General features: G+C 74.1%; 10 protein-coding genes. 7 read left to right on the forward strand and 3 right to left on the reverse strand.

What is annotated here, in order from left to right:
• Positions 1–26 precede the first annotated feature (26 nt).
• From infB to OG753_RS30010, 6 genes are all read left to right on the forward strand, one after another.
• Positions 27–3,161, forward strand: a complete 3,135-nt coding sequence (gene infB / locus OG753_RS29985) for a translation initiation factor IF-2 (protein WP_327264724.1) — start codon at positions 27–29, stop codon at positions 3,159–3,161.
• A 184-nt stretch (positions 3,162–3,345) separates the two neighbouring features.
• On the forward strand, positions 3,346–3,639 hold the full coding sequence (locus OG753_RS29990) for a DUF503 domain-containing protein (RefSeq protein WP_030651158.1): 294 nt from the start codon (positions 3,346–3,348) through the stop codon (positions 3,637–3,639).
• 40 nt (positions 3,640–3,679) lie between these two features.
• Positions 3,680–4,132 carry a 30S ribosome-binding factor RbfA gene (gene rbfA / locus OG753_RS29995; RefSeq protein WP_405790838.1) on the forward strand — a complete coding sequence of 151 codons (453 nt, stop codon included), beginning with the start codon at positions 3,680–3,682 and terminating at the stop codon, positions 4,130–4,132.
• A complete protein-coding gene (truB, locus tag OG753_RS30000) occupies positions 4,129–5,067 on the forward strand; it encodes a tRNA pseudouridine(55) synthase TruB (protein WP_405790840.1) in 939 nt (312 codons plus the stop codon). Before rbfA ends, truB begins: the two co-directional genes overlap by 4 nt.
• 243 nt (positions 5,068–5,310) lie before the next feature.
• A complete protein-coding gene (locus tag OG753_RS30005; RefSeq protein ID WP_405790842.1) occupies positions 5,311–8,988 on the forward strand; it encodes a serine protease in 3,678 nt (1,225 codons plus the stop codon).
• A gap of 126 nt (positions 8,989–9,114) precedes the next feature.
• Positions 9,115–10,071, forward strand: a complete 957-nt coding sequence (locus tag OG753_RS30010; protein ID WP_401273532.1) for a bifunctional riboflavin kinase/FAD synthetase — start codon at positions 9,115–9,117, stop codon at positions 10,069–10,071.
• A 154-nt stretch (positions 10,072–10,225) separates the two neighbouring features.
• On the opposite strand, the gene OG753_RS30015 is transcribed toward OG753_RS30010, so the two are convergent.
• From OG753_RS30015 to eccE, 3 genes are all read right to left on the reverse strand, one after another.
• Complete coding sequence (locus OG753_RS30015; RefSeq protein WP_405790843.1) at positions 10,226–12,472, reverse strand: SCO5717 family growth-regulating ATPase; 2,247 nt, start codon at positions 12,470–12,472, stop codon at positions 10,226–10,228.
• A gap of 110 nt (positions 12,473–12,582) precedes the next feature.
• Complete coding sequence (locus OG753_RS30020; RefSeq protein WP_327264730.1) at positions 12,583–13,281, reverse strand: hypothetical protein; 699 nt, start codon at positions 13,279–13,281, stop codon at positions 12,583–12,585.
• On the reverse strand, positions 13,278–14,552 hold the full coding sequence (gene eccE, locus OG753_RS30025; protein WP_327264731.1) for a type VII secretion protein EccE: 1,275 nt from the start codon (positions 14,550–14,552) through the stop codon (positions 13,278–13,280). The genes OG753_RS30020 and eccE overlap by 4 nt, the downstream gene beginning before the upstream one ends.
• 259 nt (positions 14,553–14,811) lie before the next feature.
• On the opposite strand from eccE, the gene eccB reads away from it, so the two are divergent.
• Positions 14,812–16,389, forward strand: coding sequence for a type VII secretion protein EccB (gene eccB, locus OG753_RS30030; RefSeq protein ID WP_327264732.1), 1,578 nt, complete (start codon positions 14,812–14,814; stop codon positions 16,387–16,389).
• The last annotated feature ends 4 nt before the right edge of the window (positions 16,390–16,393 follow it).

Here is a 16,393-nt window from a genome sequence, read left to right on the forward strand (position 1 = left end):
CGTAACCCGGACCTAAAAGGAGCGAAGTGGCTAAGGTCCGGGTATACGAACTCGCTAAGGAGTTCGGAGTTGAGAGCAAGGTCGTCATGGCCAAGCTCCAGGAACTCGGTGAGTTCGTCCGTTCGGCGTCCTCGACGATCGAGGCGCCGGTTGTACGCAAGTTGACCGACGCGCTGCAGGGCCCCGGCGGTAACGCCGGCAAGTCCGCCGCGAAGCCGGGTGCGCCCCGCAAGGCCGCCCCCGCCAAGCCCGGGGCTCCCACCCCGGGTGCCGCTGCACGTCCCGCTGCGCCGAAGCCCGGCGCACCGGCCCCCAAGCCGGTCGTCGCGGAGGCTCCGGCCGCCGCAGCGCCCGCACCGGTGACTCCGGCCGCCTCCGGCCCGCGTCCCGGCCCGAAGGCCCCGGCCGCCCCGAAGCCCGCTCCGGCGGCGCCCGTGGCGACCGAGTTCTCCGCGCCTCCGGCGGCCCCGGCCGCCCCGGCGCGCACCGAGCGTCCCGCCGCGGCTCCCGGCCCCCGTCCGGCGCAGCAGCGTCCGGCTCAGGGTCAGGGTGGCCAGGCCGGCGCCCGTCCCGGCGCCCCGCGTCCGGCCGGCGCCACCCCCGGCGCCCAGTCGCAGCGTCCCGCCGGAGCCCCCGGCTCCCAGGCGCCGCGTCCGCAGGGTGCCCGTCCGGCGGGTCCCCGTCCGGGCAACAACCCCTTCACCTCCGGCGGCTCCACCGGCATGGCGCGCCCGCAGGCGCCCCGTCCGGCCGGCGCGCCCCGTCCCGGTGCCCCCGGCGCCGGTGGCGGCCAGGGTGCTCCCCGCCCGCAGGGCGGCCCCGGCGGCGCTCCGCGTCCGCAGGGTCCCGGTGCAGGTCGTCCCACCCCGGGCGGCATGCCCCGTCCGCAGGGCGGCGCCCCGCGTCCCGGTGGTGCTCCCGGTGGTAACCGTCCGAACCCGGGCATGATGCCGCAGCGTCCCGCTGCCGGTGGTCCCGGTCCCCGTCCCGGTGGCGGCCCCGGTGGCCGTGGTCCCGGTGCGGGCGGCGCAGGTCGTCCCGGCGGTGCCGGTCGTCCCGCGGGCGGCGGCTTCGCCGGTCGTCCGGCCGGTCCGGGCTCGCGTCCCGGCGGCGGTGGCGGCTTCGGCGGCCCGCGTCCCGGTGGCGGCGGCTTCGGCGGCGGTCCGGCCGGTGCCGGTGGCGGCGGTCGTCCCGGCTTCGGTGGTCGTCCCGGTGGTCCCGGTGCCCGTGGTGGCACGCAGGGCGCCTTCGGCCGTCCCGGTGGTCCGGCCCGTCGTGGTCGCAAGTCCAAGCGTCAGAGGCGCCAGGAGTACGAGGCCATGCAGGCCCCGTCCGTCGGCGGCGTGATGCTGCCGCGCGGTGGCGGCGAGACCGTGCGCCTGTCGCGCGGTGCCTCCCTCACCGACTTCGCGGAGAAGATCAACGCCAACCCGGCGTCGCTCGTCGCCGTGATGATGAACCTCGGCGAGATGGTCACTGCCACGCAGTCCGTCTCCGACGAGACGCTCGAGATGCTGGCCGGCGAGATGAACTACGTCGTCCAGATCGTCAGCCCGGAGGAAGAGGACCGCGAGCTCCTCGAGGGCTTCGACATCGAGTTCGGCGAGGACGAGGGCGGCGAGGAATACCTCATGCCGCGTCCGCCGGTCGTGACCGTCATGGGTCACGTCGACCACGGTAAGACCCGACTGCTCGACGCCATCCGCAAGACGAACGTCGTTGCGGGCGAGGCCGGTGGCATCACGCAGCACATCGGTGCGTACCAGGTCTCCACCGAGGTCAACGAAGAAGAGCGCAAGATCACCTTCATCGACACCCCGGGTCACGAGGCGTTCACCGCCATGCGTGCCCGTGGTGCGAAGTCGACCGACATCGCGATCCTCGTGGTCGCGGCCAACGACGGCGTCATGCCGCAGACGATCGAGGCGCTCAACCACGCCAAGGCCGCCGGCGTCCCGATCGTCGTCGCGGTCAACAAGATCGACGTCGAGGGTGCCGACCCGGTCAAGGTGCGCGGTCAGCTCACCGAGTTCGGTCTGGTCGCCGAGGAGTACGGCGGCGACACGATGTTCGTCGACATCTCCGCCAAGCAGGGTCTGCACATCGACTCCCTGCTCGAGGCCGTCGTCCTCACCGCCGACGCCTCGCTCGACCTCCGCGCCAACCCGGAGCAGGACGCTCAGGGTATTGCGATCGAGTCCCACCTCGACCGCGGCCGCGGTGCCGTTGCCACCGTCCTCGTCCAGCGCGGTACCCTCCGCGTCGGCGACACGATGGTCGTGGGCGACGCCTACGGCCGCGTGCGCGCCATGCTCGACGACAAGGGCAACAACGTCGAGGAAGCGGGTCCGTCGACCCCCGTCCTGGTCCTGGGTCTCACCAACGTCCCCGGCGCCGGCGACAACTTCCTCGTCGTCGACGAGGACCGTACGGCCCGTCAGATCGCCGAGAAGCGTGCTGCGCGTGAGCGCAACGCCAACTTCGCCAAGCGCGTCCGTCGTGTGTCCCTCGAGGACCTCGACTCCGTGCTCAAGGCCGGTCTGGTCCAGGAACTCAACCTCATCATCAAGGGCGACGCGTCCGGTGCGGTCGAGGCTCTCGAGTCCTCGCTGCTCCAGCTCGACGTCGGTGAAGAGGTCGACATCCGGGTCCTGCACCGCGGTGTGGGTGCGGTCACCGAGTCCGACATCTCGCTGGCGATGGGCTCCGACGCCATCGTCATCGGTTACAACGTCCGTGCGGCCGGCCGTGCCGCGCAGATGGCGGACCGCGAGGGCGTCGACGTCCGCTACTACTCGGTGATCTACCAGGCCATCGAGGAGATCGAGGCGGCCCTGAAGGGTCTCCTCAAGCCGGAGTACGAAGAGGTCGAGCTCGGTACGGCGGAGGTCCGCGAGATCTTCCGCTCGTCCAAGCTGGGCAACATCGCCGGTGTCCTCATCCGGTCGGGCGAGGTCAAGCGCAACACCAAGGCGCGGCTCCTGCGCGACGGCAAGGTCGTCGCCGAGAACCTCACCATCTCCGGTCTGCGCCGCTTCAAGGACGACGTCACCGAGATCCGCGAGGGCTTCGAGGGTGGTATCAACCTCGGTTCCTTCAACGACATCAAGATCGACGACGTCATCGCGACGTACGAGATGCGCGAGAAGCCCCGCGCGTAAGCGCGAAGCACATCGCACGTGTCGTAGCTCGTAACACCGGGGCCGGTCGGCGGAATATCCGTCGATCGGCCCCGGCCGTTGCGTGTACGGTTCTGGTGACCCGGCCGCGCGAGCGCCGGGTGATCCTGCCGGGTGACGGCCCGGCAGGCCACCGAACCCGCACCGGCGGGATATCCGGAACTGCATGTACGTGGGGACTCTGTCCTTCGACCTGCTCCTCGGCGACGTCCACTCGCTGAAGGAGAAACGCTCCGTCGTCCGACCCATCGTCGCCGAGCTCCAGAGGAAGTTCTCCGTGAGCGCGGCCGAGGTGGGCGACCAGGACCTCCACCGCCGGGCGCGGATAGGAGTCGCCCTGGTCAGCGGGGACGCGGGGTTCCTCTCGGACGTACTGGACCGCTGCGAGCGGCTGGTCGCGGCACGTCCCGAGGTGGAGCTGCTGTCCGTACGACGGCGCCTCCACGGTGATGAAGACTGACTTATAGCTTGTCTGCAAGACAGAAGAAGGAGACGGACCAGTGGCCGACAATGCGCGGGCGAAGAAGCTGGCGGACCTCATCCGGGAGGTGGTGGCCGAGAAGCTCCTGCGCGGAGTCAAGGACCCCCGCCTCGGGACGCACGTGACCATCACGGACACCCGCGTCACCGGCGACCTGCGGGAGGCCACGGTCTTCTACACGGTCTACGGCGACGACGAGGACCGGGCCAGCGCGGCAGCGGGCCTGGAGAGCGCCAAGGGCGTGCTGCGCTCCGCGGTCGGCCGGGCGGCGGGCACCAAGTTCACGCCCACCCTGACCTTCGTCGCGGACGCCCTCCCGGAGAACGCCAAGACCATCGAGGACCTCCTCGACAAGGCGCGTTCCTCCGACGCCCAGGTGCGGGAGGTCTCCTCCGGTGCGAAGTACGCCGGCGACGCCGACCCGTACAAGAAGCCGGGCGAGGACGACGACGAGGACGCAGCCGCGGAATGAGCACCAACGCAGGACAGAAGACGCCTGGGGGCACCTCCCGGGCGGAGCCCGGGGGAGGCCTTGTCATCGTCGACAAGCCGTCAGGCTTCACTTCGCACGACGTGGTCGCCAAGATGCGCGGGATCGCCAAGACCCGTCGCGTCGGCCACGCCGGCACGCTCGACCCGATGGCGACGGGCGTGCTGGTCCTGGGCGTCGAGAAGGCCACCAAGCTCCTCGGCCACCTCGCGCTCACGGAGAAGGAGTACCTCGGCACGATCCGCCTGGGCCAGGACACCCTGACGGACGACGCCGAGGGCGAGATCACCTCGTCCACGGACGCCACCGGGGTCACCCGGGAGGCCGTGGACGCGGGCATCGCCAAGCTGTCCGGCGAGATCATGCAGGTCCCGTCCAAGGTCAGTGCCATCAAGATCAAGGGCGTGCGCTCCTACAAGCGCGCCCGCGACGGCGAGGAATTCGAGATCCCGGCCCGGCCGGTCACCATCTCGTCGTTCCAGGTGTACGACATGCGCGAGGCCGAGGCCGAGGACGGTACGAAGGTCGTCGACCTCGTCGTCTCCGTCGTCTGCTCCAGCGGTACGTACATCCGCGCACTCGCCCGTGACCTGGGCGCCGACCTCGGCGTCGGCGGGCACCTGACCGCGCTGCGACGCACGCGGGTGGGACCGTACAAGCTCGACAAGGCGCGCACCCTGGACCAGCTCCAGGAGGAGCTGACGGTCATGCCCATCGGCGAGGCGGCCGCCGCGGCCTTCCCGCGCTGGGACCTGGACGCCCGGCGGGCCTCGCTGCTCGCCAACGGCGTGCGGATCGATATGCCGCAGGAGTACGAGGCCGGCCGCACGGTCGCGGTCTTCGGCCCCGAGGGCCAACTGCTCGGGCTCGTCGAGAACAAGAACGGAAAGGCGAAGTCCCTCGCGGTCTTCGTCTGACGATCGGGTGTTGACGTGGAGCGGTGAGCGCACATGGACTGCCGCTCACCGCTCCACGACCCCCCTCGGGTAGGTCTCTATCCACCCGGACCCCTGTATTCACCCGTCCGAGCAGGCGCTCGGAGTGACCGAGGGAGCGTAAGGGGGCGCTTTCGCCACGCGTGCTTTTCCTGCTGATCTTCACCTGCCTACCTTCGTGAGCACGGAGCGTTGCGGGGGAGCGGTGCGGGGAGTGGTGCGGCCATGGCAGAACTCGTCACCATCTGCGATCCCGCCGGGCGGGCGCGCGGCAGCGGATTCGTCGCCGACGACCGCGGGACGGTGGTCACCAGTCACGAGGCCGTCGACGGCCTGCCCCGGGTGGTGCTGCACGCGCCGGGACCCGCCGGGCGGAGCTGGCTGGCCGAGGCCGCCGACGTGACCGCGCTGCCCGGCCTCGGGCTGGCCCTCGTGCGCACGGACGGGCTCGGAGTGCGGCCGCTGCCGGTGGCGCAGCGCGAGGCGATCGATCCGGGGACCTACGTACGGCTGCCCGCGCGGGGATGGCGGCAGGCGCGGGTGCTGGGCGGCGCCGCGGTCACGTACCCGGCGGTGGACCGGCACCACCCGGTGCCGGCGGGCGTGGCCGTGGAGCTGGCGATCGGCACCGACGGGCGGGACGCGCTGCGGCTGGGCGGGGAGGCCTGCGGCGGCCCCGTCCTCGACGCGGGGACCGGAGCGGTGCTCGCGGTCCTGGGCACCGCTCTGCGTGCGGAACACCGCTCCGGTGGCTTCGCGGTGGCCCTGCGCGCCGCGGCGGAAGCCGACCCCGACGGCCCGCTGGCCGCCCTCCTGGAGCGCAACGCCGCGACCGTCCCCGGCCACGGCTGCGACCTGAACCTCGCCGGAGCGCTGGAACTGACCGCGACCACGCTCGGCGCCCCCCTCTCGTCGGACGGCCCAGAACCCGTGGAGCGCCCGGGCATCGCCGCCGAACTCACCGCCTTCACCACCGGGGACCGCCCGGTCCTCGGCCTGGTCGGGGACCCGGGCACGGGCCGCACCACGGAACTGGCAGCCCTGGCCGTGCGCCGTGCGCGGGGCGCCTGCCCGGCGCCGACCCTGTGGCTGCGCGGCGCGGACCTGCACGGCACCGACACTTCCCTGGCCGACGCAGCCACGCGGGCCCTGACGGAAGCGGCGCGGATCGTCGAAGCCGCCGGGACGGCTTCGCGGGGTGCCGTCGGCCCGGCCGCCGGTTCCGACGGGGCCCGGAGCGTGGCAGGGCGGTCCCCGCAGGACGCCGAACGCCTCGCCGCCGCACCCTGCGACCCGCCGACACGTCCGGCGCCCGAGGAGACGCCCCGGAGCACGCCCGACCCCGGTGGAACCCCGCCCGACGCGCGGGGCGGCCGGCCGGAGCCGGGCCCCGGCGGTACCGGTCCCGCCGAGCGGCGCAGTCGGCCGGAGCCGGGCCTCGGTGTAACCCCGCCCGACGCGCGGGGCGGTGGGCCGGAGCCGGGCGCCGGCGGTACCGGTCCCGCCGAGGAAGCCGCTGCCCCGGCGGGAGCCGCGGCGCACCTTGCGCACGTCGTCGCCCGCGCCGGCCGCCGCCTGCTCGTCGTGCTCGACGCCCCCGAGGAGATGCCGCCGGAGCTCGCGCACCGCCTCGGCCCCTGGACCACCGCCACCGCCGAGTGGCTGCACGGCACCGGGGCCCGGCTGGTCGTCGCCGCCCGGCCCGAATACTGGGAGCGGGCCGGCGCCCTCTACCCGCCCGGAGCACTGCACACCCCGGCCCGCCCCGCCCGGCGCCTGCCGCCCGCCCTCCCGCTGGCGGACCTCACCGCCGCCGAGGCCGAGACCGCCCGGGCCCGCCTCGGCATCCCCGCCGACGCCGTCCGGGAGGCCGACTCCCGGCACCCGCTCACCCTGCGCCTGCTCGCCGGGATCCGTGCCGCCGAGGTCACCACGGGCCGCCCCGGCCGCGACGAGGTCTTCGCCGCGCACCTGGACCTGCTGTGCCTGCGCGCGGCCGTCCGCATCGCCGCGGCCTGCGCCGACGCCGGGGGCGCCCGGGTGCACGGCCCCGGGGTCAGGCGGCTCGCGGCGCGCGTGGCCGGCCGGGTGCACGAGGCCGCGCGGCGCGCCCTGGGACCGGGGCAGGGGCAGCTGGACCGGGCCTCTTTCGAGGAGCTGTTCCCGTGGCGCACCGGCTGGGCCTCCGCCGTGCTCACCGAGGGACTGCTGGTGCCCGCCGGGCCCGGCTACCGGTTCGCCCACGAGGAGCTGTCCGACTGGATCCAGGCCGGCCACCTGGACGTCCCGACAGCCCTCGGCCTCCTCGTCCACGGCCCCGCGGAACCGGGTCTGCCCGTGCCGCGGCACCGGATCGGACCGGTCCTCCAGGCCCTGCGCCGACTGGCCCCCGACCAGCTGCGCAAGGAGCTCACCGGGCTGGTCCACCGCCTCAACCGCCTCGCCGAGGAACCCGGGGCGGCCGGCCCGGACAACGCCTGGTGGGCCGCCCGGCTGCTGCGCGAGACCCTGCTGCGGGCCCCCGACGCCCGGCCCCACCTCCCCGTCCTGCACGCCCTCGCCGAGCACGTGACCCGCGCCGGCCCGGGGGAGTTCGGCGGCTGGTTCTGGAACCGGCTCCGGCTTCCCGAGCCCGACCGCCTCGACCTGCTGCGCCGTCTGCTGCCCGCCGACCCCGCCGAGGCGGTGCCCGGCGACCGCTACCTCGACGCGGCGGCCCGCCGCCTCGCCCGGGACCCGCAGCGCGCGCAGCCGCTGCTCTGCGCCTGGTTCACCGACGGCCGCCGGCTGCGCGGCCGTCCCGGAGCCACCGTCGCCACCGCCGCCCAGGCCCTGCTGCACACCCACCGCGGCCTCGCCGTGGACGACCTCACCGAGGCGCTCGTCACCGCCGCGCACCCGCGTGCCGACGAGCTGCTCGCCGTACTCGCCGAGGAGGAGCCCTCCGCGCTCTGCCGGGCCGTCGGCCGCTGGGCGCACGACGAACGGCCCGGGCGGCGGGTCGCGGCCGCCGCCTACGGACTCGCCACCGCCCCGCACGTGCGCACCCCCGCCGACCGCGAGCTGCTGCGCCACGCCGCGCAGGCGCTGCTCGCCCGCCCCGCCGATGCCACCCTGCACGGCAGCGCGCTGGCGATCCTGCTCCGCGACCCGCAGGTGCGCGGCCGCTACCTGCCCGACGCCCTCGCCTGCTTCCGCGATCCCGGGGCCGGCTCCCGGCTGCCCGCGGAGGCGCTGGTCGCGGCCCTGCCCGTGCTGCCCGACCCGGACGAGGTGTTCGCCGCCCTGCGGGCCCGGGCCGACGGGGAGGTGGTGCGGGCCCTGGCCGCGCTGACCACACCCGGACTGGCCCGCCGCGCGGCCGACCTCGTACGGGAGCACCTCGCGCGGCGCCCCGGGGACGCACCGCACGCCGCCTTCTTCGTGGACCGGCGGCTCGACCAGGGCCCGGCCGCCGCCTCGGTGGTGCGGCCGCTGGTCCTGGACCTGCTCCTGGGCGCCCCGGCCGTGGTGCGCGCCGAACTGGCCGTCGTCCTGGCCGCGCCGGGCGGGGAAGGCTCCCACCCGCTGCGCGGGGAGCTGGCCGACACCCTGCTGCGCGAGGAGGCCGATCCCCAGGTGCTCGACGTGTTCCTCGGGGCCGTCGCGGCCGGGACCTCCGGGCGCCCGGAGGACCGTACGAGGGAGCTGCTGCGGCGCACCGGGAGGCAGTTGCTGCGGGCCCCGGGCGGGCCGGCGGTCTTCGAGCGGCGGACGGTGGAGCTGGCCCGGGCGGAACCGGCCTTCGGGGCGCTGGTGGCCGGCTGGCTGGCGACCTCGGGCGCGGAGTCCGCGGCCCTGCTGGGGCCGAGCGCCCGGCGGACGGTGGAGACCCTCAGCAGGGCGGCCGCGGATGTGACGTGACGCCAGACACGGTGGCCGATCCAGTCAGATGCCGATGCGGGGCACCGGCCACGGGCATGGCAGTCTTAGACCTGCAATCGGCAATCAGTTCAAGGACTAAACGGGTTCGGGCGAGGAGCGGTCACAGTGCAGCGCTGGCGTGGCTTGGAGGACATCCCCCAGGACTGGGGACGCAGCGTCGTCACCATCGGCTCCTACGACGGCGTGCACCGGGGACATCAGCTGATCATCGGACGGGCGGTGGCCACGGCGCGTGAGCTCGGCATCCCGTCCGTCGTGGTCACCTTCGACCCCCACCCGAGCGAGGTGGTCCGCCCCGGCAGCCACCCGCCGATCCTGGCCCCCTACGACCGGCGCGCCGACCTGATGGCCGGGCTGGGCGTGGACGCGCTGCTGATCCTGCCGTTCACGGCGGAGTTCTCCCAGCTGTCCCCGGCCGACTTCATCGTGAAGGTCCTCGTCGACAAGCTGCACGCGAAGGCCGTCATCGAGGGCCCGAACTTCCGCTTCGGCCACCGAGCCGCCGGAAACGTCGACTTCCTGCGCGAGCTGGGCTCCACCTACGACTACGAGGTCGACGTCGTGGACCTGGTCGAGCGGGGCGAGGCGGGCGGCGGCGTGCCGTTCTCCTCGACGCTGGCGCGCCGGCTGGTCGCCGAGGGCGACATGGACGGCGCCGCGGAGATCCTGGGGCGTCCGCACCGGGTCGAGGGCGTGGTGGTGCGCGGTGCGCAGCGCGGGCGCGAACTCGGCTACCCGACCGCGAACGTGGAGACGCAGCCGCACACCGCGATCCCGGCCGACGGGGTCTATGCGGGCTGGCTGACGGCAGACGGCGAGCGGATGCCCGCGGCCATCTCGGTGGGGACGAACGTGCAGTTCGACGCGACCGAGCGGACCGTGGAGGCGTACGCGATCGACCGCGTGGGGCTGGACCTGTACGGGATGCACGTGGCCGTCGACTTCCTCGCGTACGTGCGGGGCATGGCGAAGTTCGAATCGCTGGACGGGCTGCTGGAAGCGATCGCCGACGATGTGAAGCGGGCGCGGGTGCTGACGGACGCGTACGACGCGAAGCGCTAGGTCGTCTCTTACGGATCTTGCCGGGCAGCGCGGGCCCGGGGGCACCTCCCGGCGGTAGCTGGGGGAGCAAGTCCCGTAAGAGCCGGCCTGGAGGGACGAACAAGAAGGGCCCGTACCACCCCGGGGTGGTACGGGCCCTTCCTCGTTGCCGGCGTCAGCCCAGGCGCGGGTCGCGCGGGGGCTGCTGGGGCTGGGGCGGCTGCTGCTGCGGGGCCTGGGGCTGCTGCCAGGGCTGGCCGGGCTGCGGGTACGGCTGCCCGTAGGGCTGCGGCGGCTGCTGGTACGGGGGCTGGCCCTGGGGCTGTCCGTACGGCGGCTGCTGCTGGGGCGGCTGCTGCTGGTAGGGCGGCTGGGGACCCTGGGGCTGCTGGGGCGCGCCCCAGTGACCCTGCGGGGCCTGCTGCTGGGCCCGGAGGAAGTCCTCGGCCACGAGGGCGGAGAGGTTGAAGTACGCCTCGCGGGTCTTGGGGCGCATCATGTCGAGGTCGACCTCGGCGCCGGCCGCCAGGTGCTCGTCGAAGGGCACCACGACGACACCGCGGCAGCGGGTCTCGAAGTGCTGCACGATGTCCTCGATCTTGATCATCTTGGCGGTCTCGCGAACACCCGAGATGACGGTGAGCGAGCGCGAGACCAGGTCCGCGTACCCGTGGGCGGAGAGCCAGTCGAGGGTGGTGCTGGCGCTGCTGGCGCCGTCCACGGACGGGGTCGAGATGATGATCAGCTGATCGGCCAGGTCCAGGACGCCGCGCATGGCGGAGTAGAGGAGACCGGTGCCGGAGTCGGTGAGGATGATCGGGTACTGGCGGCCCAGCGTCTCGATGACGCGGCGGTAGTCCTCGTCGTTGAAGGTCGTCGAGACGGCCGGGTCCACGTCGTTGGCGATGATCTCCAGACCGGAGGGCGCCTGGGAGGTGAACCGGCGGATGTCCATGTACGAGTGCAGGTACGGGATCGCCTGGACCAGGTCCCGGATGGTGGCACCGGTCTCGCGGCGGACACGGCGGCCGAGGGTACCGGCGTCGGGGTTCGCGTCGATGGCCAGGATCTTGTCCTGACGCTCGGTGGCGAGGGTGGCGCCGAGGGCGGTGGTGGTCGTGGTCTTGCCGACGCCGCCCTTGAGGCTGATGACGGCGATGCGGTAGCAGGACATGACCGGGGTGCGGATCAGCTCCAGCTTGCGCTGGCGCTCCGCTTCGGCCGCCTTGCCGCCGAAGCGGAACAGGCCGCCGCCGCCGTTGTTGTTGTTCTTCGGCTTCTGCTTGTTGCGCAGCAGGCGGTCGGACGACAGCTCGACGGCCGCCGTGTAGCCGAGGGGTGCCCCGCCGCCGGTCTGGCCGGCCGAGTAGCGCGGGTCGTGCGGCTGGGGCGCCTGCGGCTGGTGCTGAGGCTGGTGTTGCTGCTGCGGGGGCTGCTGCCCGGGCCCGGCGGACCACTGCCCGGCGGCGCGGGGGTCGTACTGCTGCGGCTGGGGCGCCTGCGGCTGCTGCGGCATGGACTGCTGAGCCTGCGGCTGCTGCGGCTGCTGCGGCTGCTGCGGCGGCGCGGGAGCCGGCGGCGGGAAGGAGTAGTCGTCCGGAGTCCCGAACGCGGGCTGCGGCGCGGGCAGTTCACCGGCAGGTCCCCCGAACGGGGGCTCCGGGAACGCCGGCGGCGCGTCCGCCGGGCCGACCGGCGTTGCCGGGGCCTGCTCGGCGGGCGGCAGCGCGGGAACTCCCTCGGCAGGAGTGTCCTGCGGTCCGGCCCGGAGCGCGGGCGCAGCCTCCGCTACGGGCGCCGACGGCAGGGCCGGGTACGGCGTGACCTCGTCGACGGGCGGCAGGGCCGGGAACGACGTTGCGGGCGGGGCATCGGCCGGGGCCGGCTCCGGGGCGGTGGCTTCCTCGACCGGGGCCGCGGGCGCGGGCACGTCGGCGACCGGGACGGACACCGGGACCGAGAACGGCGCGGGCGGCGCGTCCTCGACCGGAGCCGGAGCCGAGATCAGCGCCGGTACCTCGATCGGTGCCGGTGCCGGTGCCGGTGCCTCGGACTCGACCGGGGCAGGGGCCGGGTACGGCAGCGCGGGGGCCTGGTAGGCCGCCGGGGCCGCTTCGGCAGGAGCCTCGGGAGCGGGCGACAGCGGAGCCGGCAGGCCCGCACCGTCGGACGGCGTCCGCGGAGCGGGCGGAGCGATCCGCATCGTCGAGGGCGATTCCAGCTCCGAAGGCCGGTGCGGCTCGAAGCCGCTGCCCTCGGGAAGTCCCGGCACCTGCGCAGCCGGGGTCCCGCCCTGCATGTACCACGCGGGCGGGGTGTAGTCGATGGTGAACTCGCCCGTCATCTCGGGCTCCGCGTCGGACTGATCGTCCGTCGGGACGTCCCACGTCCCGCCGCGCCTCTCGTTCCGATCGCCGCTCACTGGTCCTCCTGATCTGTCGAACACTGGTCCGGCGCCCACCTCGCCGCGCCCGGACACCAGCCTAATCGCGCCTCTGCAACACTGTCCGCCCCCCTCAGGGGGCCACCGGGTCAGTCGATGCGCCGGGGCCCGCCCAGCAGGCCCGTCTCGGCGTCCGTCCCCTGGGTCATCACGAACTGCCGGTCCCGCGGCGTGCACCACAGGGTCACCCCGTCGCCCAGCGTCGGCAGCGAATCCACCGCCTGCCGGGGGAGCCGCATCAGGCGGCCGATCTGCTGCGCCTCGTCCGGGGACACGCGCTGCACTCCCACCAGCGACGCCTGCTGCAACAACCGCGGCGCCGTCGGGCTCAGGTACGGCAGCAGGGTCAGCACCGACTGCCACGGCCCGGCCACCACGCGCCCGCGCGGCGGCCGCATCCCGCAGTCGCGGATCACCAGCACCGGGCTGCCCGCCGAAGCGCCCTGCGGCGGGATCCGGCCCACCTCGTGCAGGGTTACGCACTGCTGCCCGCCGCCCGCGGCCTGGGCCAGCCCGGACCACACCTGCCCGCGCCCGGTCTCCACCGCCACGCGCGCACCCGTGGCCGCCGTGCGCAGCGCCAGTACCTGGGCCGTCCACAGGCCGCCGATCAGCGTCACCTCGTACGGTGTCGGCCGGTTGATGCCGAGCACCGCCGACCGTCCCTCGGCGTCCACGCCTATGACGACGCCGTCGTCCCCGACGGGCAGCGCCAGCAGGTCCAGGTCCGCGGCGGGAACCACGTGCCGCTCCCGGCGCGGGCCGACCAGCCCGAAACCGCCCCTCATCGCGCCCCTCCCAGCGGCAGCGAAGCCAGCAGTCCCGGCACCTGTTCACGGTCGAGCCGGACCAGCCCGGTCTTCACACCCCGTGCCGTCCTCTCCAACTCACGCCGTGCCGACACGAGTTCCTCGTCGCTGCGCCCCGTCACCCGTACGTGTCCGGTCAGCGTGACACCCTGACGCTCCGCCGGGGCCATCGTCAGACTGAAGTTCGTCGCGAGCGCGGGCAGCGAGGTCAGCAGCGCCACGAACTGCGGCAGCGCCGCCGCCCCGGCGCCGCCCAGCTGGGGCCAACGGCCTATCCAGTACGTCGTGTGGCGCCGGTCGTCGCAGCGCCAGGTCCGCGGGGTCTCCTCGGTCCGGCGCCCGGTGCTGGTCGAGCGCCCGGCCTGGGTGATCGCCATCGGGTTGGCGCACGAGGACGTGGCGAGCGCGGCCGTGAGCTCCTGCTCGGTCAGCACGGTGGCCGTGAAGCCGGCCCCGGCCAGCCGGCTCGCCAGCTGGTCGGCCGCACGCACCAGGCACCGCTGCGCACCGGCCAGCCCGCCACCGCGTGCGGTGACCGCCTCCGGGCACAGTTCCGGGTCGAGCTTGAGCGCGATCCACGTCAGTCGGACCGCCGGGGTGCCCGTGCGGGCCTGCAGCGGCGCGTAGTTGCGCGTCGCCATCGACCGGGCGGGAAGGTGCGGGGCGGGCGCCGGCTGGGTGTGCTGCACGAGCTGCGCGGACTCCAGCCGGATGCCGTCCACCTCGAGGATGTCCCGTACGACGGCCAACGGCAGCGGGCGCGCGGCCCGGTCGGGCCGCAGCGCGGTGGCGTCCGTGTCCACCTGGACGACCGTGGTCAGGAAGGTCCCGTCACCGATCATCCCGACCGGACGCCGGTCACGGTCGCTGAAGGTGAGGGTGCGCAGCGCCGGATCGGCCTCGACCAGCGGGGCGAGCCCCGGCTCGGTACCGGCGGGAACGGCGAAGGAAGCGGCCCGGCGCCGGCGGGCACGCAGCGCGAGCGCGCCGGCGATCCACTCCGGCAGGGAGCGCTGGTGGCGGCGTACGACGGCGAGCACCACGAGGACGAGCGCGAGGACACCGGCGGGAACCAGCAGCAGCGGTTCGACCACCCAGGCCACCAGCAGTGCGGCCGCGGCGACTTGGAGCAGCACGAGCTGTTGCAGTCGGAACGGACCGAAACGCCCGGGGCTCGACTTCGGATGCGGCGTCACCCCGCCGCGCGCCGGTGCGGGCACGCCGGTGTGCTGTTCCGCCGCGGTGGCCATCACTCGCGCACTTCCCCTTCCCGGGGCCCGACCCCATGCGTCCCGGTGCTGCGCGACACCTGCCGCATGCCCGCCGGAACCTCCCCAATACACCTCAACAAGCCCTGATTGACCCGGTGGGGAAGGGGCTGAGCGGCAGCCTCACCCTACCCGGCCCCTGCATACCGTCCGTCAAGAGGCATAGTAGGTGCCCGGTCCGACAATCGAGGCCCGGGGACCGTACTCACCGGCCGGGCCGTGCGGGGAGAAGCAGGCGGTCATGGCATCACGACGTGATGAGCTCAACGCGTACACCTTTGCGAAGCGGCGCACGGTGGCCGCGTTCCTCCAGCCGTCCGCCACCGGTACCGAGGAGGGCGCTCCGCGCCCGCTGCGCGCCGTCCTTCCCGGGCTGATCGCGGGGGCCCTGGTGCTCGCCGGATTCGGCGCCTGGGGCATGTTCAAGCCGACCGCGCCCAAGGGCTGGGCGGAACCGGGGACCCGGGTCATCGTCGGCAAGGACTCGACGACCCGCTACGTGGTCCTGACGACGAAGGTGGGCGGCAAGGACCAGACCCGGCTGCACCCCGTGCTGAACCTCGCCTCCGCCCGACTCCTGCTGGATCCCAAGAAGTTCAAGGTGATCCAGGTCGAGGACAAGGTCCTCGACGCGGGCAGGCCGCCGCGCGGCCCCATCATCGGCATCCCGTACGCCCCCGACCGGCTCCCCTCCAAGGACGACGCGGGCAGGGCCAAGCGCTGGGCCGTCTGCCAGCAGCCGGGCGGCAACGGCCGCGGCGTGCAGACCGCCACCTTCGTCCTCGCCGACCGCGAGGCGGCCAGGACGGACGACGCCCGCAGGCTCACCGACACCCAGGCGCTGTACGTGCAGAGCACCGGCACGGGCCAGGAGCGCTACCTGGTCGACGCGGCCGGGACGAAGTACAGGTTCCCGGAGGGCACCCCGGAGGCCGGGACGATGACCAATGCGATGGTCGGCACCGGCGCCACGCCCCAGCCGGTCTCCCCGGAATGGCTGGGGACCCTCAACTCCGGCGACGACCTGTCCTTCCCGCCGCTCCCCGGCAAGGTCGGCGCCGACGCCGGGGTGGGCGGGCTGACCACCGCCGACAACAAGGTCGGGATGGTGCTCACGGCGCAGACCGGCTCCGGCGCACAGCACTACGTGGTGCTGCCCGGGAAGGTGGCGCCGGTCTCCGACTTCGTCGCCTGGCTGCTGATCTCGGCGCCCGCGACGGACGGCCTCAACATGCACGGCAAGGCCCGCGAGATCGACCTCCAGTCGCTCAACCCCGACGCCTCCCCGTTCGCGAGCGCGGTGAAGTGGCCGCAGAAGAGAACCGAACGGATCAACCGGACGACCCCGCCCGCCGGCACACGCACTGACGGGGCCGACGACCGCGACACCGTGTGCAGCGTCCTTCGCTCGGTCGACGGCCAGGGCAACCAGACCCTGAGCACCTGGGCGGGTACCGGCTTCCCCGTCGACATCACCGCCAGCGGCACGAGCGCGTACGTCACCCCGGGATCGGGCCTGCTCTACACCCAGGTCCAGGGCAAGCAGACCACGGCCGGCGGCTCCCTCTTCCTGGTCACCGACACCGGCCTGCGGTACGCCGTCCAGGCCAACGGCGACAGCGACGCCGAACAGTCGAAGATCGGCGCCCCCGACCAGTCGAAGGCCGGTGCGGACGCGCGGCCCGAGGCCAGCCAGGCGCAGGTCCGGCTCGGCTACGGCGGCGTCAACCCGGCCATGGTGCCGATCGCGTGGTCGGAGTTCCTCTCCAAGGGGCCGCGTCTGGACACCAACTCCGCCCGTCAGCCGCAGGGTTCGTGAGGAC

It is taken from the genome of Streptomyces sp. NBC_00029 (assembly GCF_045160505.1).
Classification (GTDB): Bacteria; Actinomycetota; Actinomycetes; order Streptomycetales; family Streptomycetaceae; genus Streptomyces.